At 72.0% G+C, this 23,892-nt stretch carries 15 protein-coding genes and 2 pseudogenes; 13 read left to right on the plus strand and 4 right to left on the minus strand.

What is annotated here, in order from left to right; genetic code table 11:
* Nucleotides 1–8 precede the first annotated feature (8 nt).
* The 3 genes and pseudogenes from miaA to ABEB28_RS41260 all read left to right on the plus strand — a co-directional run bounded on the left by miaA (nucleotide 9) and on the right by ABEB28_RS41260 (nucleotide 2,882).
* Nucleotides 9–953 (plus strand): tRNA (adenosine(37)-N6)-dimethylallyltransferase MiaA, encoded by a 945-nt coding sequence (miaA, locus tag ABEB28_RS41250; RefSeq protein WP_345733784.1) that lies wholly within the window; start codon nucleotides 9–11, stop codon nucleotides 951–953.
* Nucleotides 954–1,002: 49 nt separating this feature from the next.
* A pseudogene (dapF, locus tag ABEB28_RS41255) lies at nucleotides 1,003–1,875 on the plus strand (diaminopimelate epimerase); the annotation flags it as partial.
* Between the two features lie 173 nt (nucleotides 1,876–2,048).
* Entirely contained in the window at nucleotides 2,049–2,882 is an 834-nt protein-coding gene (locus ABEB28_RS41260) for an inositol monophosphatase family protein (RefSeq protein WP_345733770.1), read from the plus strand.
* Between the two features lie 101 nt (nucleotides 2,883–2,983).
* Here the strand turns inward: ABEB28_RS41260 and ABEB28_RS41265 are convergent, their stop codons facing one another.
* Nucleotides 2,984–4,369: an NAD-dependent malic enzyme gene (locus ABEB28_RS41265; RefSeq protein ID WP_345733785.1), complete on the minus strand. Its 1,386-nt coding sequence runs from the start codon at nucleotides 4,367–4,369 to the stop codon at nucleotides 2,984–2,986.
* A gap of 396 nt (nucleotides 4,370–4,765) precedes the next feature.
* Here ABEB28_RS41265 and hflX point away from each other — a divergent pair, with 396 nt between their 5' ends.
* Nucleotides 4,766–6,256, plus strand: coding sequence for a GTPase HflX (hflX, locus tag ABEB28_RS41270; RefSeq protein WP_345733771.1), 1,491 nt, complete (start codon nucleotides 4,766–4,768; stop codon nucleotides 6,254–6,256).
* A 236-nt stretch (nucleotides 6,257–6,492) separates the two neighbouring features.
* Nucleotides 6,493–8,646, plus strand: a complete 2,154-nt coding sequence (locus ABEB28_RS41275; RefSeq protein WP_345733772.1) for a hypothetical protein — start codon at nucleotides 6,493–6,495, stop codon at nucleotides 8,644–8,646.
* Nucleotides 8,647–8,774: 128 nt separating this feature from the next.
* Here the strand turns inward: ABEB28_RS41275 and lexA are convergent, their stop codons facing one another.
* Entirely contained in the window at nucleotides 8,775–9,548 is a 774-nt protein-coding gene (lexA, locus tag ABEB28_RS41280) for a transcriptional repressor LexA (protein ID WP_345733786.1), read from the minus strand.
* A 452-nt stretch (nucleotides 9,549–10,000) separates the two neighbouring features.
* Here lexA and ABEB28_RS41285 point away from each other — a divergent pair, with 452 nt between their 5' ends.
* The 5 genes and pseudogenes from ABEB28_RS41285 to ABEB28_RS41305 all read left to right on the plus strand — a co-directional run bounded on the left by ABEB28_RS41285 (nucleotide 10,001) and on the right by ABEB28_RS41305 (nucleotide 17,144).
* A complete protein-coding gene (locus tag ABEB28_RS41285; RefSeq protein ID WP_345733773.1) occupies nucleotides 10,001–10,657 on the plus strand; it encodes a LysM peptidoglycan-binding domain-containing protein in 657 nt (218 codons plus the stop codon).
* A gap of 103 nt (nucleotides 10,658–10,760) precedes the next feature.
* The gene (locus ABEB28_RS41290) at nucleotides 10,761–12,119 is read left to right on the plus strand and encodes a B12-binding domain-containing radical SAM protein (protein ID WP_345733774.1); all 1,359 of its coding nucleotides are present in this window, start codon (nucleotides 10,761–10,763) and stop codon (nucleotides 12,117–12,119) included.
* A gap of 292 nt (nucleotides 12,120–12,411) precedes the next feature.
* Nucleotides 12,412–12,846: pseudogene (gene nrdR / locus ABEB28_RS41295) on the plus strand (transcriptional regulator NrdR); the annotation flags it as partial.
* Nucleotides 12,847–13,257: 411 nt separating this feature from the next.
* Entirely contained in the window at nucleotides 13,258–16,176 is a 2,919-nt protein-coding gene (locus ABEB28_RS41300; protein WP_376980695.1) for a vitamin B12-dependent ribonucleotide reductase, read from the plus strand.
* Between the two features lie 227 nt (nucleotides 16,177–16,403).
* Nucleotides 16,404–17,144, plus strand: coding sequence for an HNH endonuclease family protein (locus ABEB28_RS41305; RefSeq protein ID WP_345733776.1), 741 nt, complete (start codon nucleotides 16,404–16,406; stop codon nucleotides 17,142–17,144).
* A 1-nt stretch (nucleotide 17,145) separates the two neighbouring features.
* Here ABEB28_RS41305 and ABEB28_RS41310 read toward each other — a convergent pair whose 3' ends face one another.
* Together ABEB28_RS41310 and ABEB28_RS41315 are read right to left on the minus strand one after the other, a co-directional pair.
* Nucleotides 17,146–19,290: a RecQ family ATP-dependent DNA helicase gene (locus ABEB28_RS41310; RefSeq protein ID WP_345733777.1), complete on the minus strand. Its 2,145-nt coding sequence runs from the start codon at nucleotides 19,288–19,290 to the stop codon at nucleotides 17,146–17,148.
* Nucleotides 19,291–19,302: 12 nt separating this feature from the next.
* Complete coding sequence (locus ABEB28_RS41315) at nucleotides 19,303–20,265, minus strand: potassium channel family protein (protein WP_345733787.1); 963 nt, start codon at nucleotides 20,263–20,265, stop codon at nucleotides 19,303–19,305.
* Between the two features lie 457 nt (nucleotides 20,266–20,722).
* Between ABEB28_RS41315 and ABEB28_RS41320 the strand changes: the two genes are divergently transcribed.
* The 3 genes from ABEB28_RS41320 to ABEB28_RS41330 all read left to right on the plus strand — a co-directional run bounded on the left by ABEB28_RS41320 (nucleotide 20,723) and on the right by ABEB28_RS41330 (nucleotide 23,730).
* Nucleotides 20,723–21,340 (plus strand): hypothetical protein, encoded by a 618-nt coding sequence (locus ABEB28_RS41320; protein WP_345733778.1) that lies wholly within the window; start codon nucleotides 20,723–20,725, stop codon nucleotides 21,338–21,340.
* A gap of 164 nt (nucleotides 21,341–21,504) precedes the next feature.
* Nucleotides 21,505–23,004: a DUF4192 domain-containing protein gene (locus ABEB28_RS41325; protein ID WP_345733779.1), complete on the plus strand. Its 1,500-nt coding sequence runs from the start codon at nucleotides 21,505–21,507 to the stop codon at nucleotides 23,002–23,004.
* 75 nt (nucleotides 23,005–23,079) lie between these two features.
* Complete coding sequence (locus ABEB28_RS41330) at nucleotides 23,080–23,730, plus strand: hypothetical protein (RefSeq protein WP_345733780.1); 651 nt, start codon at nucleotides 23,080–23,082, stop codon at nucleotides 23,728–23,730.
* Nucleotides 23,731–23,892 lie beyond the last annotated feature (162 nt).

The raw sequence follows: 23,892 nt of genomic DNA on the forward strand, positions 1-23,892 counted from the left end.
ACGGACCGGTGGTTGTCGCTGTCGTGGGGCCTACCGCGACCGGCAAGTCGGGCCTGGGCGTGGCGCTGGCCAAGGCGCTCGGCGGCGAGGTGGTCAACGCCGACTCGATGCAGCTCTACCGCGGCATGGACATCGGCACGGCCAAGCTCACCACCGCCGAGCAGGACGGCGTCCCGCACCACCTGCTCGACGTCTGGCCGGTCACCGAGACCGCGAGTGTCGCCGCCTACCAGCGCCTGGCCCGCGCCGCCGTGGACGCGCTGCGAGCGGCCGGACGCGTGCCGATCCTGGTCGGCGGCTCGGGGTTGTACGTCGACGCGGTGCTCGACCGGATGGAGTTCCCGGGCACCGACCCGGTGCTGCGCGCCGCGCTCGAAGCCGAGCTCGCTGCCGAGGGCCCGGCGCCGCTGTACGCGCGGCTGACGGCCGCCGACCCGGCCGCGGCGGCAGCGATCCTGCCGAGCAACGGACGGCGGATCGTGCGGGCGCTGGAGGTGATCGCGCTGACCGGCTCGTTCACCGCGGAGCTGCCGTCCGACCCGCAGCCCTACTACCCGGCGGTCCGGATCGGCCTGGACCGGCCGGTCGACGAGCTCGACGTCCGGGTCGAGCAGCGAGTCGACCTCATGTGGGCGGCCGGGCTCGTCGACGAGGTGCGCGCGCTGGAGCGCGAAGGGCTGCGCGAGGGACGGACGGCGTCCCGGGCACTGGGGTACGCGCAGATCCTGCGGATGTTCGACGGCGCGCTGGACGAACCCGGCGCGATCACCGCGACGCAGGCCGCGACCCGGCGGTTCGTCCGGCGGCAGCGGTCCTGGTTCCGCCGGGACGGCCGGGTGCGGTGGCTGGACGCGACCGACGAGCGCCAGGTACTCGTCGACGCGCTGGCGCTGGTGCATCAGGGGTCACAGCAACTCGCGCGGGAAGCAGGCGACAACCCTCGTAGGATCTGAAGGCGTGAGCGACTCCGCGCCGACCCCCGGGAACCCCGTCAGCGGGTCCCTGCCGTTCGCCAAGGCGCCCCTTTCTTTCGCCAAGGGGCATGGCACCGAGAACGATTTCGTCATCGTGCCGGACCCGGAAGGCGTGCTGGAGGTGCCGCCGCAGCTCGTGCGGGCGCTCTGCGACCGCCGGGCCGGGATCGGCGCTGACGGGCTGCTGCGTGTCGTCCGCACCACCCGGATCCCGGAAGGGCTCGGGCTGGAGGGCGAGTGGTTCATGGACTACCGCAACAGCGACGGCTCGATCGCGGAGATGTGCGGCAACGGCAGCCGGGTATTCGCCCGGTACCTGGTGGCAGCCGGGCTGGCGAAGCCCGGCACGATGCGGATCGCCACTCGCGCGGGCACCAAGCTGGTCGTGGTGCCCGACGGCGAGAGTGACATCACGGTCGACATGGGTCCGGCGGTGACCGGCACCGAAGCGGTGGTCCAGGTCGGTGGCCGTCCGTTCGCCGGCATCGCGGTCTCGATGGGCAACCCGCACCTGGTCTGCGGCACCGTGCTGCCGGTCGACGAGATCGACCTGTCGACCGCGCCCGAGTTCGACTCCGCGACGTTCCCGACCGGGGTCAACGTCGAGGTCGTGAACGTGCTGGCCGGCGACCCGCGGGTCGCGTCGGACGTCGGTGTCCCGGAGGGCTTCGACCTCTGGGTGAAGATGCGGGTGTACGAGCGCGGCTCCGGCGAGACACGGTCCTGTGGCACCGGCGCGTGCGCGGTCGGCGCGGTCGCGCTCCGGTCCGCGGGACGGAGCACCGGGCGGGTCGCGATCGACGTTCCGGGCGGACGGGTCGCCGTCACGGTCACCACCGCCACGACGTTGCTGGAGGGACCGGCCGTGCTCGTCGCCGGCGGGCAGATCTCTCCGCAGTGGCTCGCTCAGGCTCTCGCCGAGCCCGCACCGTCACCGCCGTCCGCGCCTCCGGGGGCGTCGTCCCCGGGAGCCACGACTTCGCCGATCTCCCCGGCGTCGGTGGCCTCCGCGGCGCTCGCCGCGCCGGTGTCGCCGGTGGTCGAGCCGAGCGCCGCGACCGTCGGGCCCCGCGCGTGAGCCTCGACGCGGGTCAGCTCCGGGAACTCGCAGGGATCGCCGGTGGCGTCCTCGACGAGGTGACGCCGTTCTTCGTCAGCGAGATCGGCGCCAAGGAAGAGGTCGTCAAGGGCGTCGGCGACTGGGCGACCGCCGCCGACCTGGCGTTGGAGCGGCAGATCACCACGGCGCTGAACGAGCGGACCGGGCTGGCGATGCACGGTGAGGAGTTCGGCGGCCCCGATCTGCACACCGGCGTGACCTGGGTGCTCGACCCGATCGACGGCACCGCGAACTACACCGCGCGGATCCCGCTGACCGGCATCAGCCTCGCGCTACTGGAGGAGGGCCGGCCGGTGGTCGGGCTGATCCGGCTGCCGCTCTTCGGCGAGGCGTACCAGGCGATCGACGGTGGTCCGCTGGAGCGCAACGGCGAGGCGATGCCGATACTGCAGCCCACCGGCCTCGACGACGTCACGGTGGCGCTCGGCAACGTGGCGCCGAAGGGGACGCACGGCGGTCCGACTCCGCGATATCCGTTCCGGTTCCGGATGGCGCTCGCGAACGCGGTCTCCCACCAGGCGCTGCGGGTGCGGATGTTCGGGTCGTCCGCGGTCGAGCTGGCCTGGGCCGCGTCCGGCGCGGTCGGCGCCGCGCTCAACTTCGGCAACCACGCCTGGGACAACGCGGCGGGCGCGCTGCTGCTCCGGCAGGCCGGGGGCGAGCTGCGCGACCTCGAGGGCGGGGAGTGGAGCCTGAAGAGCAAGTCGATCCTGGTCGGGCGTCCCGGGGTCGTCGGTGAGCTGGCCGACCTGATCGCCGCGCTGGGAGATCCCGCGTCCTACGTCTGAGCCGGCGGCGCGCCCGCAGCCCGTTGCTCATCGGCGAATGATGTGGCCTCAGGCTCGTCCTGGTGAGCCCGGAGCCACATCATTCCCGCGGACCGGAGAACTCAGGCAGTGGTACGGCGGGCGGCGTCCACGACCGCGGCCGCGACCGCAGGGGCCACCGACGGGTCGAAGACGCTGGGAACGATCACGCTCGGGTTGACCTTGTCCGCACCGACCGCGTTCGCGATCGCCTCCGCCGCGGCCAGCGCCATCGGCAGCGTGAACTCGCGCGCCTGCGCGTCCAGCAGCCCGCGGAACACGCCGGGGAACGCGAGCACGTTGTTGATCTGGTTCGGCTCGTCCGAGCGCCCGGTCGCCACTACCGCGGCGTGCTCGCGGGCTGCCCGCGGGTCCACCTCCGGGTCGGGGTTGGCCAGGGCGAACACGATCGAGCGGTCCGCCATCGCGGCGATGTCCTCGCCGGTCAGCAGGTTCGGGGCCGACACCCCGATGAACACGTCCGCGCCGCGCAGCGCCCCGGCGAGCGAGCCGGAGTAGCCGCCGGAGTTGGTGTGCTCGGCGAGCCACTGCATGCTCGGGTTCAGCCCGTGCGACCCGGTGTGCAGCGCACCGTCCCGGTCGCACGCGATGATGTCGCCGACGCCCTCGGCGAGCAGCAGCTTCATGATCGCGGTGCCGGCGGCTCCGGCGCCCGAGACGACGATCCGCACGTCCTTGAGGTCCTTCCCGACGACGCGCAGCGCGTTGGTCAGCGCGGCCAGCACGACGATCGCGGTGCCGTGCTGGTCGTCGTGGAACACCGGGATGTCCAGCTCGTCCCGCAGCCGGGTCTCGATCTCGAAGCACCGCGGCGCGGCGATGTCCTCCAGGTTGATGCCGCCGTACACCGGCGCCAGCGCCCGGACGATCGACACGATCTCGTCGGTGTCTTGGGTGTCGAGGCAGACCGGCCACGCGTCCACCCCGGCGAAGCGCTTGAACAGCGCGGCCTTGCCCTCCATCACCGGCAACGCCGCGGCTGGGCCCAGGTTGCCCAGGCCGAGCACGGCGGAGCCGTCGGTCACCACGGCGACCGTGTTCCGCTTGATGGTGAGCCGGCGCGCGTCGTCCGGGTTCTCGGCGATCGCCCGGCAGACCCGCGCGACGCCCGGCGTGTAGGCGCGGGAGAGCTCGTCGCGGGTACGGAGGTTCACCTTCGGCGTGACCTCGATCTTGCCGCCGAGGTGGAGCAGGAACGTGCGGTCGGAGACCTTCCGGACATCGACGCCCGGCACCGCGTGGAGCGCCGCGACGACGGCGTCCGCGTGCGGCCCGTCGGCGGTGTCACAGGTCAGGTCGACGAGCACCCGGTCGGCGTCGGAGTCGACGACGTCCAGTGCCGTCACCACACCGCCGGCCGTACCGACCGCGGTCGTGAGCCGCCCGACGCCGGTGGGGTCGGCCGGGGCGGCGACGCGGATGGTGATCGAAAAGCCTGCACTGGGCATCGGCGTGGACACGGGTTTCCTCCGTCTGACCGGCCGGGCGCGGCCGGGTGCTGTGAGCCTGTCGGGTGCGGCGGGCGGCCCCGCCGGGCGTCCGTCGGAATCCTTCCAGAAACGCTTCGGCGTCCGCGTGGGCGGTTCGCCGAGAGATCGGTTCGTCCAGGAGTGAGGTGCCCGGAAACCGGGAATCCAGAACGCTGTGGCGCCGTTACGAACGGTAGACCTGGTCGGCTCACGCGGGGTGCGGCGTTTCAGTGCGCGGAACCCCCGGGGGGCAGGGCTTCCGCGTCCACTCGGACTATTCCGGATGCCTCCGACCAGGCGCACGTGTCACCATGCGTGCGCAGGATCTCCGATCGAGAGGAACCCGCACTGACTACTGATGGAGTTGATCTGCCGATGAGCCCTTCGACCACCGCACGTCGAGCCGGCGCACTCGGCGACAGCGCCATTCGGCTCCGCCCCGAGCTCTCTCCGGAGCCGGTGGCGGACGAAGATTTTGACGTCTTCGACGGCGACCAGCTCGACCGCGAAGACCGGCAAGCCTTGCGGCGGGTCGCCGGGCTCTCCACCGAACTCACCGACATCACCGAGGTCGAGTACCGACAGCTGCGGTTGGAGCGGGTCGTCCTGGTCGGGGTGTGGACCGAGGGCAGCGCCGAAGACGCCGACAACTCGATGGCAGAGCTGGCGGCCCTTGCGGAGACCGCCGGTTCACAGGTCCTCGAGGGCCTCATGCAGCGGCGCGACCGGCCGGACCCGGCCACCTACATCGGCTCCGGCAAGGCCGCGGAGCTGCGCGAGGTCGTCCTGGCGACCGGCGCCGACACGGTGATCTGCGACGGCGAGCTCTCGCCGGCGCAGCTGACCGCGCTGGAGAAGGTCGTCAAGGTCAAGGTGATCGACCGGACCGCGTTGATCCTGGACATTTTCGCCCAGCACGCCCGGTCCCGCGAGGGCCGCGCGCAGGTGTCCCTGGCCCAGATGGAGTACATGCTTCCCCGGCTGCGTGGCTGGGGTCAGTCGATGTCCCGGCAGGCCGGTGGCGCCGGTGGTGGCGCCGGCGGCGGCGTGGGCACGCGCGGACCCGGTGAGACCAAGATCGAGACCGACCGGCGACGGATCCGTGAGCGGATGTCGAAGCTGCGCCGGGAGATCAAGGGCATGAAGCAGGCCCGCGACACCAAGCGCAGCCAGCGGCGACGCAACGCGGTGCCGAGCGTCGCGATCGCCGGGTACACCAACGCCGGCAAGTCCAGCCTGCTCAACCGGCTCACCGGCGCCGGTGTCCTGGTGGAGAACGCTCTGTTCGCCACGCTCGACCCGACGACCCGGCGGACCCAGGCCGCGGACGGCCGCGAGTACACGCTCTCGGACACCGTGGGCTTCGTCCGCCACCTCCCGCACCAGCTCGTCGAGGCGTTCCGCTCGACGTTGGAGGAGGTCGCCGACGCCGACCTGCTGCTGCACGTCGTCGACGGGTCGCACCCCGACCCGCTGTCCCAGGTGAACGCGGTGCGCGAGGTGCTCGCCGACATCGAGGCGGGCCAGGTGCCCGAGCTGCTCGTCGTCAACAAGGCCGACGCCGCGGACCCGGAGGCTCTGCTCCGGCTGCGTCAGGCGTTGCCGGGTGCGCTGGTCGTATCGGCGCACACGGGGGAGGGCATCGAGGAGCTGCGCGCGGCGGTCGAGGACCTGCTGCCCCGTCCGGCTCTGGAGCTCCGGGTCCGGCTGCCGTACGACCAGGGTGGCCTGGTCTCCCGGATTCACGCCGAGGGCGAGGTGCTCTCCAGCAAGCACACGACAGACGGCACGGAGTTGCACGTCCGGGTGCACCCGGGGCTGGCGTCGGCGCTCCAGCCGTACGCCGGTACCGCGCAGAGTGCTTGAGCGGTACCGATCCGGTAACAGACCGGGCGATGGGTGTCGATAGCGCTGAGTGATCAGCGTCCACACGCGGCGGGTCGATCCACTGGTCGGCCCGCCGTCGTCGTGCCTACTCCGGTTCGTCGTCTCCGCCGAAGGGACGAACAGGTGAACACCCGGTGACGTGCCTCTCGCCGTCGCGGCCGACGTCCTTCGCAACGCCGCCGACCAGGCGTCCACTCGTCTGCAAGACTGGGGGCGTGACACGGTGTCGACGGATCCTGGTGGCCCTCCTGCTCGGGGTGGGTTTCGCCCTGCTGCCGGGCGGTCAGGCCGCTCTCGCCGCGCCGCAGGCCGTCTGCACGGTGAACGACAACCGGTTGCCGGAGATCAGCGGCTTGGTGGCGGTCGACGACGGATACGCGGTCATCACGGACAGTGACGATACGGTCGAGCAGGTCTCGATCTACCTCCTCGACGCCAAGTGCGCGGTGACCGACACCCTGACCTCGGACGTCGACCCGTTCGACCCCGAAGATCTGGCCCGCACCTCGGACGGCGCGTACTGGGTAGCTGACATCGGTGACAGCGACTCCGCGCCGGAGCGCGAGACGATCGCCGTCCACCTGTTCCCCGCGTCCGGCACGCCGACGATCCAGCGGATGCGTTACCCGGACGGCGCGAAGAACGCCGAAGCTCTGCTGGTCCAGAACAACAACGTGCCGGTCGTGGTCACCAAGACGCCGACGGGTAGCGCCAAGGTCTACAAGGCGAGCCAACCGATCAGCGGCCCGTCGAAATCCGCGGAGCAGGCGGTCCCGCTGACGCTGGTCGGTACCGCCGCGCTGGGCGCGGGCGAGCTGGTCACTGGAGGGGCACTGTCCCCGGACGGCAAGCGGGTGGCGCTCCGTACGTACACCTCGATCTACGAGTGGGACGTCGCCGACGGTGACGCCGCGAAGGCGCTCACCTCCGGCAAGCCCCGGAAGACGCTGCTCACCGGTCAGCAGGGGCAGCAGGGCGAGGCCGTCACCTACGCGCCCGACGGCAAGTCGTTCCTCACGATCCCGGAGGGGACCAAGGCCAACCCGGCGTCGGCGCTGCAGCGCTGGGCGACCGCCAACCAGGCGCAGGCAACGCAGGCCGCCGGCGACACCGGGAGCGGCGCGGACACCGACTCCGACGGCGGGTTCCTGTCGAGCATCAGCTTCTCCCAGATCACCACTCTGGTCGCCGTGGTCGGCCTGATCGGGCTCGGGCTGCTGGTCGCCGGCATCGTCGGCATCGTGCGGTTCCGCAAGCGGGCCCAGGACCCGGCGATCGACGGCCCGCCGCGCGGCCCGCGCGTCGGGGCCGGTCCGCGAATCGGGAACGGGCCGGGAGGCCGGCCCGGTGAGCCGGACTTCGAGGAGCCGGTCCCGGCCGCGGAGACCATGCAGCTGCCCCGGGTGGCCGGCGCGGTGTACGGCGGACGACCGGACGGCGGACGCCCGGACGGGGCGCGTGGCGGGGCCGCGGTACCGCCATCCCCGCGCGGCGCGGCTCGGCCCGTCGGCGCTGGTCCGGACGGCGGTTTCCGCTCCGAGGGCCCGGGCGCGGGTGCGGCACCGGTCGCCGGTGCGGCCTCGGTGTCGGGGCCGGCTGCAGGCGCTGCATCGGTCACCGGTGCGGCGTCCGTTGCCGGAGCCGCGCCGGTATCCGGGCCGTCCGGGCGCGGCACCGTGTACGGCAGCAGTCCGTCCGGCGGGTCCGGCGGATTCGACCCCGAGACGACCGGCAGCGGCCGGGTCCGACGTCCGCAGGGACCGCCGCCGCCGGCTCGACCTGGGCCGGGCGATCCGACGACCACCGGGGGCGGCCGCGTACGCCGCGCCGCCGTGCCGCCACGTGGCGCCGTTGACCCCGAGACGACCGGCAGCGGCCGGGTCCGGGAGCCGGGTGGACCGCCGCGTCCGGCGGCCGGTGGGGGTAGCCGTGGCTCGGCTCGGCCGGGTGCGGCGCCACCGCCTCCGCCGGTCGACCGGTCGGCCCCGACCCGTGCCCGCCGGGCCGGCCCCCCGCCGATGCCTCCGGGCACGACGTACGGCGGGGGACGCGACGGCGACGGCCGCGGTGGCCGGGACGGGCGCGACACCGACGGACGAGGCTGGGACAGCCGCACGGGCGACAACCGCACCGGAGACGTCCGCGGTGGTCGTGGCGGCCGCGACCCGGACTGGGAGACCACCGGCAGTGGACGGGCCCGTCCGCCGGGCGGTGACCGGATGCGTCCGCCGCCTCCGCCCGGCGAGAGACCGGCGGGTGGCGGCGATCGAGGACGGCGAGACGGTGCCCGGCACGACGACGACGGGCGACCGCCACCCGGTGGACGGCGTCCGCCGCCACCTCCGGACCGCCCCCGCTACGACGGCTGACCCCGCTACGACGGCTGACCCCGTACTGCTTCCGAGACGTCGATGGCCGACCCCGTCCGTGGGGCCGGCCATCGACGTGCTGGGCTGCGTAGAGCGTGCTTGGGCTGCGCAGACGCGGCCCGGGCCGCTCAGAGCCGGCGAAGTACCGTGACCACCCGGCCGAGGATCGTCGCTTCGTCACCGGGGATCGGCTCGTAGGCGGCGTTGTGCGGCACCAGCCACACCTGACCGTCCCGCCGCCGCAGACGCTTGACGGTCGCTTCGCCGTCGAGCATTGCCGCGACGATGTCGCCGCTGTCGGCGTCGGGCTGCTGGCGGACGACCACCCAGTCGCCGTCGCAGATCGCCGCTTCGACCATCGAGTCACCGACGACGCGGAGCAGGAACAGGTTGCCGTCGCCGACGATCTCGCGGGGGAGCGGGAACACGTCCTCGACGGCCTGCTCGGCCAGGATCGGGCCACCGGCGGCGATGCGGCCCAGAACCGGGACGTTCACCGGAGCCGGGCGGCCGTCGCTGTCGGCCGGGGCCGTTCCACCGGCCGTCGAGCCGGGGCCACCGCCGATCTCGACAACCGTGTCGCGGCCGGCCGACGCAGCGCCGGGCGTGCGGATGTCGACCGCACGCGGACGGTTGGGGTCGCGCCGCAGCAGCCCTTTCTCCTGCAACGCCTGGAGCTGGTAGGCGACGCTCGACGGTGAGGTGAGACCGACCGCCTCGCCGATCTCCCGGACGCTGGGCGGGTATCCCCGCGTCTCGACCGAGTCGCGGATCACTTCGAGGATCCGCCGCTGGCGTGGGCTGAGCGGTGTCCCGGCGGTGGTGGTGCTGCGGCGTCCACGACGGCGCGGTGCGGCCGGAGCCGTGTCCGCGGAGGGGGTCGAGCCGGCAGTGGGGGCCACGCTTCCGACCGCGCCGCGCTCGGAGACAGCGTCGACGACACCGGTGCCGGAGACGGCCTCGACCTGGCCGGTGTCGGCGGTGCGGGCGGCGGGTTCGCCACCAGCTCCATCCGTCGAACTGCGGCCTTGTCGCGTCACGGTTTCCTCCTCGTCTGACGGCGCCGCCGCCGTCGCCTCGCCCGTTGACCGTAGCCACTGTGGACGAGGATTTCAAACAAACGTACGACGTCGGCGCGTCGGATAGCGGTCTATGGGGTCGGCCGGGTCGGCCGGATCCGTGGTCTGCGCGACCGAGGAGGTGTCGCGCTGCCGGATCCGAACATACGGTCGAACTAAAGGCTCGGCAAGCCTGGTATCGAACCTCGGAACATGGTAAAGATCGTACACGCGTTCGTTCGAACTCTCGTACGTGTTCGGCTTCCCCGGGGGTGCGTGTGGTCACGCTCAAGCTGGTGCCAACGCTGTCCGACGTCCCGAACCCGCCCGGCGAGGCCGCGGAGAGCGACCCGTTCGAACAGGCTCTCCGGGTCGGCGCCGGGCGCTCGCCCGTGCGGGCGGTGGTGTCCGGCGGGCGGGCGCGGCGTTCGCGTCGCAGCGCGCGGGCGGCGACGCCCTGCCCGTCTCCCGCGGGCGAAGGTGCGCCCCGGCTGCCGCGGCAACGATCCGGCCGTTGCCGTTCCGGCGCCGGGGTCGGCCTGTCGGAGATGGTCGCGGACGACACCGCGGCTTCCGGCCCGGTGCCCCGCGCGAGGGGGGGTGCGGGCGAGGGCGGGTTGCCCGAGCGTCGCCGGCCCGCTCCGTGCGGGACCCACTCCGGGCCACCGCCGCTGCGCTTGACGCGGCGAGGGCGGGCCCTGGTGCGCAGCGTCGTCCTGCTCGGCGTCGTCCTGATGGCGTTCGCCGTGTCGGTCTCCGCTCGGACCGACGGCGTGACGCCGGTGTCCTCGCGCAGCATGATCGTCACCGAGCGTGACACCCTCTGGACCATCGCCGACGAAATCGCGCCCGAGCGGCCGCGGAGCGCGACGATGGCCGACATCCGAGAACTCAACGACATGTCCGACTCCACCGTGCGGGTCGGCGAGCGTCTGCTCCTTCCGGCCTACTGACGCAGCCTGCGTCGCCATCGGTTTCCCCCGTCCGGCACCGGGAGCGCCGGACGGTAGGCTGGCGTCCCGGCGCGGGCGGTGGTCGCGCCGGATCGGAGAGTGGATGGACGCCGGAGAGCAGCAACGGGTGGCCGGCGACGTGCCCCGGCGACGGCTCCGGGTGGCGCTGGTCTACGTCGGTCAACCGGAGAGCGAGCTCCGGCCGGTGATGAGCCCGCCGATCGGTCCCCAGCTGCTGGGCACGCTGCTCCTCGAGCACGGTGCCGACGTCGAGCTGTTCGACTCCCGGCTGCAACCGGCCGACGTGCTGGTCGCCGCGGTCGACGACTTCGACCCCCACCTGGTCGGTTTCAGCTACCTCTCTCCCAATGCCGCCGAGGCGGTCGCGCTGGCCCGTGCGGTTCGGCAGCCGGGGCGCGTGGTGATCGCCGGTGGCGTGCACGCCAGCATCCACACCGAGGCCACGGTAGCGACGGGCGCGTTCGACTGCGTCGTCCGGCGCGAGGGTGAGTCGGCGATCCTCGATCTGTACGACCGCGTGGTTGCCGGGGAGACGCTGCCGCCGGTCGTCGAGGGCACCCCGTGGCCGGACATGGACGTGTTGCCGCCCTACGCCGATTTCGACTGCTACCGCGGCGTCTACGCGGACTCCGACGGCTACCGGCCGGTCTACCTCCAGCTCGGTCGCGGCTGCCCGATGCAGTGCACGTTCTGCGAGCTGCCGAATCGGGCGGTGTTCGAGCCGCCGCGCCGCCGCTTCCGCACGGTCGACCGGGTGATGGCCGAGCTGCACGAGTACGTCCGCCGCTGGGGCGTCGACTTCGTGACGATCGCCGACCCGATCGCCACCCTCAACCTTCCGCTGCTGACCGGCGTCGTCCGGCGGATGGACGCGGAGCTTCCGCACGTCGGATTGATGTTCAACGGGCACGTCAACCGCTTCAACCGGGCGCTCGCGGAGTGCCTGGGCGAAGCCCAGGCTGGTCGGGACCGGGAGGGGCAGCGGATCACGGTCTGGTTCGGGTTCGAGAGCGGATCCCAGCGTCTGCTGGACTTCATGCGCAAGCGCACGTCGGTCGCGGACGGCGTCGCGGTGGCGCAGCTCTGCCGTGAGCACGACGTCCAGGTGGGCGCGAACCTGTTGCTCGGGGTTCCCACCGAGACCGACGAGGACTACGCGGCTCACCACACGTTCATGGACGCCGTCGCGCCGACGTTCCCGAACCCGAACATCCTCAATCCGCTGCCCGGCACGGAGATGTACGACTATTGCGCGGCGCGGGGGCTGCTGCGGGATCCGGCCGACTACTCGATCTGGCGGGACGTCGACATCGCCGAACGGGGCGCGGGCCCGGTGCTCGGCATCGACTACGACCGGGTGCTGGCGACCTACCGGCACTACCGCGACGAGCCCGCTCCGGACACCGAGGGACGCTACCAGTCGTGGGCCGCGGCCGAGTGAACCACTACCGGTTGTGGATAACGCCGCTCCCGTTCGCACGCTGTGTCGCCAGTGGCGAACAGCCTGTAGAAGTTGCCGGTGTTTCGTCCGAGATCCGGGATTTCTCCGGCGGGTCGGCTTGCGGTCGTGGGACCACAGGCCTACTGTCGCCACTAGATCTAGTGCTTACGAGCGTGTAACTCACCTACAGGTTGGGTCGAAGTCCTCCCGGAGGGCTCCCGATCCTTCCATGGTGCGTACCCGTTCGGACACCGGATGGACGACGGTCAGAGTTGCCGGAAGGGGAGACGCCGTGAAGTGCCCGTACTGCCGGCACCCCGACTCGCGGGTGGTTGACTCCCGTGAAGCCGAGGACGGTCAGGTCACCCGGCGGCGGCGTTCCTGCACCCGGTGCTCCCGGCGCTTCACCACGGTGGAAGAGCCGGTGCTGGCTGTCGTCAAGCGCAGTGGGGTCAGTGAGCCGTTCAGCCGCGCCAAGGTCGTCGCGGGCGTCCGGAAGGCGTGTCAGGGACGGCCGGTGGACGCGGATGCGTTGGCCGTACTGGCTCAGAAGGTCGAGGAGGCGGTCCGGGCACGGGGCGCCGCCGAGGTCGCGTCGCACGAGGTCGGCCTGGCCATCCTCGGTCCGCTGCGCGAGCTCGACGAGGTGGCCTACATCCGGTTCGCCAGCGTCTACCGCTCGTTCGCCTCGTTGGAGGACTTCGAGGCGGAGATCGCCGCGCTCCGGGAGAACCGGCCCGCGGCCGACAGCGAAGCCCTCCGTCCGGTGGTGGACGTGACCGCGTCGCCGCCGATCCCGGCGGGCGCGGGCCCGGCGGAGAAGGTCGACGAGCAGCTCGACCGGCTCGTCGACGCGCAGGCCACCAGCCCCTGAGGGGCGTCGGGTAGCGGCCACACCTGAACGGCCCGGCGACGAGGCCGGGCGATGACGGAGAGGGCGGTTCGGTTCGGGGCGGACCTGAAACGCCCGGAGCCCGAAGCGCAACAGCGGGCGCTCGTGTGCGCTCGAGAAATCGATAGCCGACATAACCCAGGCACTACCGGCGGGCGCGTCGTCAGCGCGCTTTGCCATGCCCACGCGCCGTGGGCCAAGAGTTCTTAGACCGCGAGAATCTTCACGAGGGAACAGGGGACGCCGATGACCGAGACGGTTGGCTCATCAACCGACACCACAGGGGCGAGTCGCGGGGGTGCCGCGCCTACTCCTCGGAGCCAGGGCAAGCGGACTTCCGCGCCATCGGCCGCCAAGGGGCTCGTCGGTAAGGGCCTGACTGTCGAGCGGGTGTTCACCACGGCGGGCGTCCACCCGTACGACGAGGTGACGTGGGAGCGCCGCGACGTCGTCATGACGAACTGGCGGGACGGCAAGGTCAACTTCGAGCAGCGCGGTGTCGAGTTCCCCGACTTCTGGTCTCTGAACTCCACCAACATCGTCACGACCCGGTACTTCCGGGGCGCGCTCGGAACGCCGCAGCGGGAGAACAGCCTCCGGCACCTGATCGACCGGGTCGTCCGGGTGTACCGCAAGGCCGGTCAGGAGCACGGCTACTTCGCCACGCCCGAGGACGCCGAGATCTTCGAGCACGAGCTGGCCTGGATGCTGCTGCACCAGGTGTTCAGCTTCAACTCGCCGGTCTGGTTCAACGTCGGCACCAGCGCACCGCAGCAGGTCTCGGCGTGCTTCATCCTCTCGGTCGACGACGAGATGGACTCGATCCTGAACTGGTACCGGGAGGAGGGCCTGATCTTCAAGGGCGGCTCCGGTGCCGGTCTGAACCTGTCCCGCATCCGGTCGTCCAAGGAGCTGCTGGCCAGCGGCGGCACCGCGTCCGGCCCGGTCAGCTTCATGCGTGGCGCCGACGCCAGCGCCGGGACGATCAAGTCCGGCGGTGCCACCCGCCGGGCCGCGAAGATGGTCGTGCTCGACGTCGACCACCCCGACATCGAGGAGTTCATCGAGACCAAGGCGCGCGAGGAGGACAAGATCCGCGCGCTGCGGGACGCCGGGTTCGACATGGACCTCGGCGGCAAGGACATCAACAGCGTCCAGTACCAGAACGCGAACAACTCGGTCCGCGTCTCGGACGAGTTCATGACGGCGGTCGAGGACGGCGGCGAGTTCCACCTCCGGGCCCGTCTCGACGGCTCGGTGATCGACACGGTCGACGCGAAGAAGCTGTTCCGCAAGATCGCCCAGGCCGCCTGGGAGTGTGCCGACCCGGGCATCCAGTACGACGACACGATCAACGACTGGCACACCACGCCGGAGTCCGGCCGGATCACCGCGTCGAACCCGTGCTCGGAGTACATGCACCTGGACAACTCGTCCTGCAACCTCGCGTCGCTGAACCTGATGCGCTTCCTCCGTCCGGACGGCACGTTCGACGGTCCGACGTTCGTCAAGGCGGTGGAGCTGGTCATCACCGCGATGGACATCTCGATCTGCTTCGCCGACTTCCCGACCGAGCCGATCGCCGACACCACGCGGAAGTTCCGCCAGCTGGGCATCGGCTACGCGAACATCGGCGCGCTGCTGATGGCCACCGCGCACGCGTACGACTCCGACGGTGGCCGCTCGCTCGCCGCCGCGATCACCTCGCTGATGACCGGTGTCGCGTACCGCCGCTCGGCCGAGCTGGCCGGCATCGTCGGCCCGTACGAGGGTTACGCCCGGAACGCCGAGGGCCACCAGCGGGTCATGCGCAAGCACGCTGCCGCCAACGACGCGGTGCGCCCGGTCGGTGCCGACGACGCCGAGGTCCTCAAGCTCGCGACCGCCGAGTGGCAGAACGGCCTGACGATCGGCGCGAAGAACGGCTGGCGCAACGCGCAGGCCTCGGTGCTGGCCCCGACCGGCACGATCGGCCTGATGATGGACTGCGACACCACCGGCATCGAGCCCGACCTGGCCCTGGTCAAGTTCAAGAAGCTCGACGGCGGCGGCTCGATGCAGATCGTCAACCAGACCGTGCCGCAGGCGCTGCGGACGCTGGGGTACCAGGACGAGCAGATCGAGGCGATCGTCGAGCACATCGCGCAGAACGGCCACGTCGTGGACGCTCCCGGCCTGCGCCGCGAGCACTACGAGGTGTTCGACTGCGCGATGGGTGAGCGCTCGATCCGCCCGATGGGCCACGTCCGGATGATGGCCGCGGTGCAGCCGTTCATCTCCGGCGCGATCTCCAAGACCGTCAACCTGCCCGAGTCGGCGACGGTCGAGGACATCGAGAAGGTCTACGCCGAGGGCTGGCGGCTCGGCCTGAAGGCCCTCGCCGTCTACCGCGACAACTGCAAGGTCGGCCAGCCGCTGTCGGTCGGTGGCAAGAAGGCCGACGCCGCGCGGGCCGCCGGCAACGCGCCCGCCGAGGCGCCGGTGCAGACCGTGGTCGAGTACCGGCCCGTGCGCAAGCGTCTGCCGAAGACCCGCCCGAGCACGACCACCTCGTTCTCGGTGGCCGGCGCCGAGGGTTACCTCACCGCGTCGACCTACCCGGACGATGGCCTCGGCGAGGTCTTCCTCAAGCTCGGCAAGCAGGGCTCGACGCTGGCGGGGATCATGGACGCCTTCTCGGTGGCCATCTCGGTCGCGCTGCAGTACGGCGTCCCGCTGGAGCAGTACGTCGAGAAGTTCCGCAACATGCGGTTCGAGCCGGCCGGTATGACCGACGACCCGGACATCCGGATCGCCAGCTCGGTGATCGACTACATCTTCCGGCGGCTGGCCCTCGACCACCTGCCGAAGGAGACCCGCGCCGAAATGGGGATCCTGACCAACTCGGAGCGGGCGGCCGAGCTCGACGGTGCGTCGAACGACGACGTGGACATCGCCGGGATGGCGGTCTCGGCGCCGCGGGAAGCGCCGGCACCGAAGAAGGCGGCCGAGCCGGCTCCGGCGCCGCGTGACCTGAGCAGCGCCCACTCGTCGACCGAACTGCTCGAGCTGGTGCAGGGAACGGCGGCCGACGCGCCGCTCTGCCTCACCTGCGGGGTGAAGATGCGGCCCGCCGGGTCGTGCTTCGTCTGCGAGGGCTGCGGCAGCACGTCCGGCTGCAGCTGATCCCTGCGGCGCGGTGCCGACCGGCCGGACGTCGTCCGGCACCGCCCGCTCGAACGCCGTCGCCCCGGGAGCTTCTGCTCCCGNCCGGGGCGACGGCGTCCGTGTAACTCGGCCGGGCCGACGAGAGCCGACCGGGTGGTCCCGCCGTAAGCTGCGGGCGCCAGCCAGCGTGTGACCGTCGGGTGAGGACCACGGCGACCGGGTATGGCGGTTGCCGGAGGTACTGGGTGCGGAACATACGACGGTCGCGTCTCGTCGCGGCCTGCACGATGGTGGCGGTGCTGGTTCTCGGTGCGGGTTGCTCCGAGACCGGTCTGCCGGTGCTCGAACCCACGACGTCGGCCGGGGCGTCCGGTACGGCCGACGCGGGCGGCAACGCGGGGTCGGTGAAACCGTCGACCCTCTCGCAGGCGCGCCAGCAGTTGGGATCCCTGGAGATCAAGACGATCCCCGGTAGGGATTCGAGCTACGAGCGGGACGCGTTCGGCGACTCCTGGAGCGATGCCGCCACGGGTGTCCAGTTCGGTCGCAACGGCTGCGACACCCGCAACGACATCCTGCGCCGCGACGCCGTACCGGGCACCATCCGGACCAAGACCGGCACGAGCGGGTGCAAGGTCACGGCCGGCGCGTGGGTCTCGGAGTACAACGGGGCGCGGTACACGAACAAGTCCAAGATTCAGATCGACCACATCGTCCCGCTGTCGCGCGCCTGGGCGTCCGGGGCCAAGCGGTGGTCCGCCGCCCGGCGGTTGGCGTTCGCGAACGACCCCGACAACCTGCTCGCGGTCGACGGGTCGTCGAACCAGTCGAAGAGCGACAAGGGCCCGTCGGCATGGCGCCCGCCCAAGCAGTACCAGTGCGCCTACGCGGTGCGTTACGTCCGCGCGGTGTCCAAGTACGACCTGCCGATCACGAAGTCGGACAAGTCTGCGCTGACCGGGATGCTGGACGGCTGCCGGACGTGACTCAGCTCTCGGCGGCGAGCACCAGTGGGTAGACGGCCTCGGCGCCCGCCCGGCGCAGCGCCCTGGCCGCCACCGTGAGCGTCCAGCCGGTATTGACCCGATCGTCGACGAGCAGCACCGTGCGACCCTCGACCGCCGCAGGGCTGTCCAGCACGTACCGGTCGGCGACCGCGCGGAGCCGCTGCGCGGAATTCATCGCCCCTTCGCCGGTGCCGGCCGGGCCGACGATGTCGAATCGGGTCAGCACCGGGATCTTCGCGTAGCGGGACAGCCCGTTGGCGACGTGAGCCACCAGCTGCGGGTGGCTGAGCGAGTCGAGGTGGACGATGCCGTCCGGCCGAGTGCCGAACTTCCAGGCGTCGAAGACCTGCACCAGCGCGTGCCGGAGCGGAACCGGCAGCTCCCCGTCCGGCGTCTCCGGCCGGAACAGCTCCCGTAGCTGGTTGCCCCACCCGAGGTCGGTGAGGCGGGCGATGGCCCGGCCCGGCTCGGCCTGCTGGTCCCGGGGGATCTTGCCCTTCAATTCGATGCCGATCGTGCCCATGCCGGTCGGCCACATCCGCCGCGTCTCCACCGGTATGCCGGGACGGCTGAGCCGGTCGGTGGCCGCTTCGAGGCTGGCCGGATCGGTGACCGCCGACAGCGCGAGCCCGCCGCAGTTGTCGCAGCGCCCGCACGGCTGGGCGTCCGGATCGTCCAACGCCCGGCGGAGGTACCCCATCCGGCACTCGGTGGTGGTCAGGTAGTCGAGCATCGCCTGCTGTTCGGTGCGCCGGGTGGCACTCACCCGGGCGTACCGTTCGGCGTCGTAACTCCACGGCTGTCCGGTGGCGGTCCAGCCGCCCTTCACCCGGCGCACGGCCCCGTCGACGTCGAGGACCTTGAGCATCATCTCCAGCCGGGTCCGGCGCAGCGGGACGTACGTCTCCAGCGCGGCCGTGGAGAGCGGACGATCCTGCTCGGCCAGTACCCGGAGCGTCTCCCGAACCTCGTGCTCCGGCGGGAACGCCAGCGACCCGAAGTAGTCCCAGACGTCGCGGTCCTCGCGGCCCGGCAGCAGGACGACGGTGGCCTGCTCGGTACCGCGCCCGGCGCGTCCGACCTGCTGGTAGTAGGCGATCGGCGACGGCGGAGCCCCCAGGTTCACCACCCAGCCGAGATCGGGCTTGTCGAAGCCCATCCCCAGCGCCGACGTGGCGACCAGCGCCTTCACCCGGTTGTGCAGCAGGTCTTCCTCGGCGACGAGCCGCTCGGTCTGCTCGGTCTGACCGGAGTAGGCCGCCACCGGGTAGCCCCGCTCGCGCAGGTAGTCGGCGACGTCCTGGGTCGCCGCGACCGTGAGGCAGTAGATGATGCCGGAGCCCTCGAGCTCGTCGAGGTGGTCGGCGAGCCAGGCGAGCCGTGCCGCCTGATTCGGCAGCGCGACCACGCCGAGGTGCAGGGACGACCGGTCGAGATTTCCGCGGAGCACCAGGACGTCGTCGAGCGTGCGCGCTCCGGTGACCGACAGCTGCTCGGCGACGTCCTGGGTCACCCGTTCGTTCGCGGTCGCGGTGGTGGCCAGCACCGGGATGCCGGCGGGCAGGTCGGCGAGCATCGTCCGGATCCGGCGGTAGTCGGGCCGGAAGTCGTGGCCCCAATCGGAGATGCAGTGCGCCTCGTCGATCACCAGCAGACCGGCGCTGGCCGCCAGGCGGGGGAGCACCTCGTCGCGGAACTCCGGGTTGTTCAGCCGCTCCGGCGAGACCAGGAGGACGTCGACCTCACCCTCGCCGATCGACGCGTAGATCTGCTTCCAGTCCTCGGCGTTCGTCGAGTTGACCGTGGTCGCGCGGACGCCGGCGCGCGCGGCCGCGGCGATCTGGTTCCGCATCAGCGCGAGGAGCGGCGAGACGATCACGGTCGGCCCGGCACCGGTCGAGCGCAACAGTGCGGTGGCGACGAAGTACACCGCCGACTTACCCCACCCGGTGCGCTGGACGACGAGCGCGCGGCGCCGGTCGGCCACCAGGGCCTCGATCGCCGTCCACTGGTCGTCGCGGAGCCGGGCATCGGGATTGCCGACGAGATTCCGGAGGTGCTTCTCGGCCTGCTCCCGGAGGGCGGCCCGTTCGGTGTGCGGAGTTGCCTCGGTGGAGGCAGACATCGGTTCTCCTGATCAGGAGTGATTGGTCGAGTTGCTCGGTCGGTCGTCGCGGATGTAGACGAGCAGGTCGCCGGTCTCCAGTTTGTGGGTCTCGGGCTCGACCAGCGGGATCACCCGACCGCGCCGGGTGATCGCGATGACCACCTCGTCGAGTGTCCGCGGTGACTTGCCGACCTCGTCGCGCACCACCGACCGGCACGCGAACGCCATTCCGTGGCCGGGCGTGAGCAGGTCCTCGACGACGTCGATGACCGGCGGGTCGGTGGTCGCCAGGCCGAGCAGCCGCCCGGCCGTCGCGGAGGAGACCACGACCTGGTGGGCGCCGCTCTGCTTGAGCAGCGGCGCGTTCTCCGCCTCGCGTGCGGTCGTGACGATGCGTACCTGGCCGTTGGTCAGCTGGCGTGCGGTCAGCGTCGTCAGCACCGCGGCGTCGTCGGCGTCCGGCGCGACGATGATCGCGGTGGCCCGGTCGACCTGGGCCTGGGCGAGCACGGCGGAGCGGCCGGACGAGCCCTCCACGACCGCCAGTCCCGCGTTCACAGCCTGCTGCGCGACCCGGTGGTCACGCTCGACGACGACGATCTTCTCTTTCGGGATGCCGTTCTCCAGCAGCGCCTCGACCGCGCTGCGGCCCTTCGTGCCGTAGCCGCACACCACGTAGTGGTCCCGCACCGTCGACCTCCACCGTTCACGCCGGAACTGCCCGCGGTACTGCTCAGTCAGGACCTCGAGCGTGGTGCCGACCAGGATGATCAGGAACAAGACCCGCGCCGGCGTGATGAACAACACGTTCACCAGCCGGGCGGACGGTGATGCCGGCGCGACGTCGCCGTAGCCGGTCGTCGAGAGCGTGACCACGGCGTAGTACGCCGCGTCGAGCAGACTCAACGGGCTGCCGGTGTTGTCGTGGTAGCCGTCTCGGTCGACATACACCACCGCGACCGTAATCAGCACCAGCGACAGCGCCGCGAACATGCGGACGCCGAGGGCACGCAACGGCCCGGATCGCCGCTGGGGGAGCAGGACCGTTGCTCGCGGGAGCGCGGTTGGCGAGGCGGGACGGGTCACGATCTGCAGACGGTAGCGGTTACCGGCAACGACGGCAGCGGGGACTCGCCTGCCTGTGGACAACTGCGAGGCGGACCGTAGCGAAATAGCAAAGGCCGCCCCGCGAACGGGACGGCCTCTGGGTACGCCGACCCGCCGGGTCGCCTCTCGGCGGAAGGTCGCTCGCAGCGACTTAGTTGGGACCGGGGGCCTGGATCGGACCGACGCACTGCACACCACGGTACAGGGTCTCCTGGGGTTCCTGTCGTCGTCGGATCGTCTAGAGGCGCCGCGTGTTGCCGCAACCGTGCTTACGCTGGACCTCGTCCCACCGTCGACTGCACCGTCCGCCCAGAGGGGTGTGTGAGCTCAGGAGGCCGCCTTCGTGTCCGAACCGCCCCGTCATACCCGCCCCATCCTCGCTGCCGATCTGGAGCGACTCGCTGCCAGCTGGGCCGAGGGGGAGCCGTCCGCCCGGATGGAGCTGGCGCATGCCACCGCCGCGGCGCTGGTCTCCGCTGGGCGTGACGCGGCGGACGACCCCGCGGACCGGTTCGTGCACCTCGCGGACACCGTGGGGTTGGACACACTGGCGGAACTCTGGCGCGGGGCTCCGCCGGACTCGCTGCCGGGGGCGCTGTGGGCGCTCTACCTGCTGCGGACGTGGTGCACCGAGAACGGATCCGAGGTGGCTCGCCTCTACCGCACCGGGCGGTCGTTGGCGCCGGTCGACGAGGTCGTGGCCGGGGTTCAGGACGACGCCGACCCGGAGGCGATCGCGTCGATGGCGGACACCGTGCTCACCGGGCTCTACCACGGCGACCTGGACGTCGCGCTGGAGCGCGGTGCGGCCTTCTTCCGGGTGGTCGCCGCCGGTCGGCTCTTCCTCGCCGCCGAGGGATCGGAGGGCGACGTCGAGCGGGACCGCGCCGGGCGGAATCGTGCGTGCGCGGACGGCCTCGGCCGGGCCGCCGACGCGTGGCGTGCCGGCACCCTGCGCTGACCGGTCGTACCCGGACCGCCGTGCGCGAGTAGCGCGAGCGGATCGCGGCGCGCGAGTAGCGCGAGCGCTCGTCGCCGTGCCGGTTTCCACAACCGGGCGAGTTGTTCCAGCCCCGCCGCGAGGGGCGTCGTCCCGGACGGGATCCGGGGCCACAGTCGGCGGACATGACCACGTTCCAGTCCCCGCCCGGCCGGTCGGTGGTGCGGTTGAGCACCCCGCCGGAGATCGTCCGGGCGATCCCGCAACTCCTCGGGTTCCACCCCACCGCGAGCCTCGTCGTACTCGGCCTGACCGGCCGGCGTCTGCGGCTGCACATGACCCTGCGGATCGACCTCCCCACGACTGGCGCCGAGTCCGAGGTCGCCGACCAGGTCGCCGGTCGGCTGGCCGCCGAACGGCTCTCCGCGTGCGTCGTGGTCCTGTTCACCGAGACTGCTCCGGACGCCGGGCGAGCGCCGGCGGCGGCCGCTAACGAGCGGGGGTCGGTGGCAGATCCGGGGTCGGCACCAGTCCCGGGGTCGGCACCCGTTACCGGGCCGGTGCCAGTCTCGGGGTCGGCACCAGTTTCAGGCTCCGCACCCGTTACCGGGCCGGTGCCAGTCTCGGGGTCGGCACCAGTTTCAGGCTCCGCACCCGTTACCGGGCCGGTGCCAGTCTCGGGGTCGGCACCAGTTTCAGGCTCCGCACCCGTTACCGGGCCGGTGCCAGTCTCGGGGTCGGCACCGTCCCGGGGGCGGTCGTTCCTTCCCGGCGCGGCGGCGGCGTTCGCGGTCGAGCACGCTCTCGGCGAGGCCGGCGTGGAGGTGCGCGAGCTACTGCGGACCGAGGGCGGACGCTGGTGGTCGTACACGTGCGAGCGGCCCTGCTGTCCGCCGGACGGGCTGCCGCTCGGCTCCGGTCCCGCCACGCTGTTGGAGGTGCTGCGGGTCGCCGCGGGGCGCCCAGTGTTCGCGGATCGCTCCGAGCTGGTCGCGTCCGTGGAGCGCGACCCGGGCGAGCCGACCGACGCGCTGCTGGCGGCGATCCGAGCCCGCGAGGACGCCGTCGCCGCGGACGCGACGGGTAACCGGTCCGGTCGCGAGCTCGACGAGATCCAAGCGCTCCTTCGCGCCGCGGCCCCCGCGACGGCGGACGAGTACCCGGCGCCTGACGGGGACCCAGTGGACGGGGACCCGGCGCCTGACGGGGCACCGACCGGTGGTGCGGGCGGCGTGGGCAGTCCGTACGACGACCGGACGATCGCGCGGGTCGCGGTCGCGCTCGCCGATCTGGCCGTCCGTGACTCGTCGTTCGCCTGGACCGGCGGACCGCTCGCCGACGCAGCGGCCGGCCTCTGGCGCGAACTGGTGCGGCGCGTACCACCGCCGTACGCCGCGGCCCCGGCCACGCTGCTTGCGGTGGCTGCCTATCGTCGGGGCGACGGCGCGCTGGCCGACGCGTATCTCCGGCGGGCACTGGACGACGATCCGGACTACCGGATGGCGGATCTGGTGCTCACCAGCCTGGAGAACGGGTTCCGCCCCTCGGACATGGAATCGGCGCTCGGCCTCGGAGGTTTCCGGCACTCGGCGCCTCCCGGCTCGCGACCGGGTCGTGGTCGGAGCGGACGGCCGGACCAACGGAATTCTGCCCCCCGCCGGACCGGCGGCATGGATGCGGAATGATGGCCGCCGGATGAACGCGCCGACCGGCCCCACGTCGGTCGCGCGCCCCAGCACGAGGAGCCGGAGGAGTTGGAGATGCGCTCGCGTACCGCCGTCCGCCGGGCCGCCCGCGTGGCGGGTGTCGTCCTCGCGCTCGGCGGCTTGGCCGCCACAACGGCCTGCACGGGGGACGACCCGGAGAAGCCGTCCGCGCCGGCGACCGAGGCGGTCGCGCCCACGCTGCCGGCGTCCACCCCGGCGGCCGCGACGCCGTCCGCGTCACCGTCGGCGGTGCCGACCAGCCTGCCGCCGGCGGCGCAAGCGGGCGGGGTCTGCGCCTCGGTGACGTTCGCGGAGGTGCGGGAAGCACTCGGGATCACGTTCGAGGTCGCTGCCGCGAGCGGGAAGTCCGGCGGGGTGCGGACGTGTGTGTTGCTGCCGCTGGAGCAGTCGCTCCCGGACCTGACGTTCGTTGCCACGCCCTTGGACGGCGAGGTCTCCAAGGACGACTTCGAGAAGGATTTCGTCCCGGAGAACGCGGACGAGCAGAACGGACTCGGCCGGGCGGCGTACAAGCAGGTGGTCGCTGCCACCGGGCAGGCGGGCCCGATCGCGCGCATCGGGTGGCTCGGGGACGAGACCGTCTACACGCTCTCGCTCACTACGGAGAAGGCGACCGGGACGCCGGGCGCCCAAGCGTTCCTGCCGAAGCTCGTGAAGCTCGCGCCGAAGCTGATCCCGAGCTGAGCCAGACCGAACGGGGGGCCGCTGGTTCGGGCCACCGTGGGTGGACCCGCGCCGCGGAGAAGTTGTGGTGCTCGCCGGCTGGTCGGAGCTGCAGGCTCGGCTGACTTGGTCGGCGAGATCTCGTCGATCATGGCGTGGACGCTCCTTCGTGGGCACGACGTC

Source organism: Cryptosporangium minutisporangium (assembly GCF_039536245.1).
Taxonomy (GTDB): domain Bacteria; phylum Actinomycetota; class Actinomycetes; order Mycobacteriales; family Cryptosporangiaceae; genus Cryptosporangium; species Cryptosporangium minutisporangium.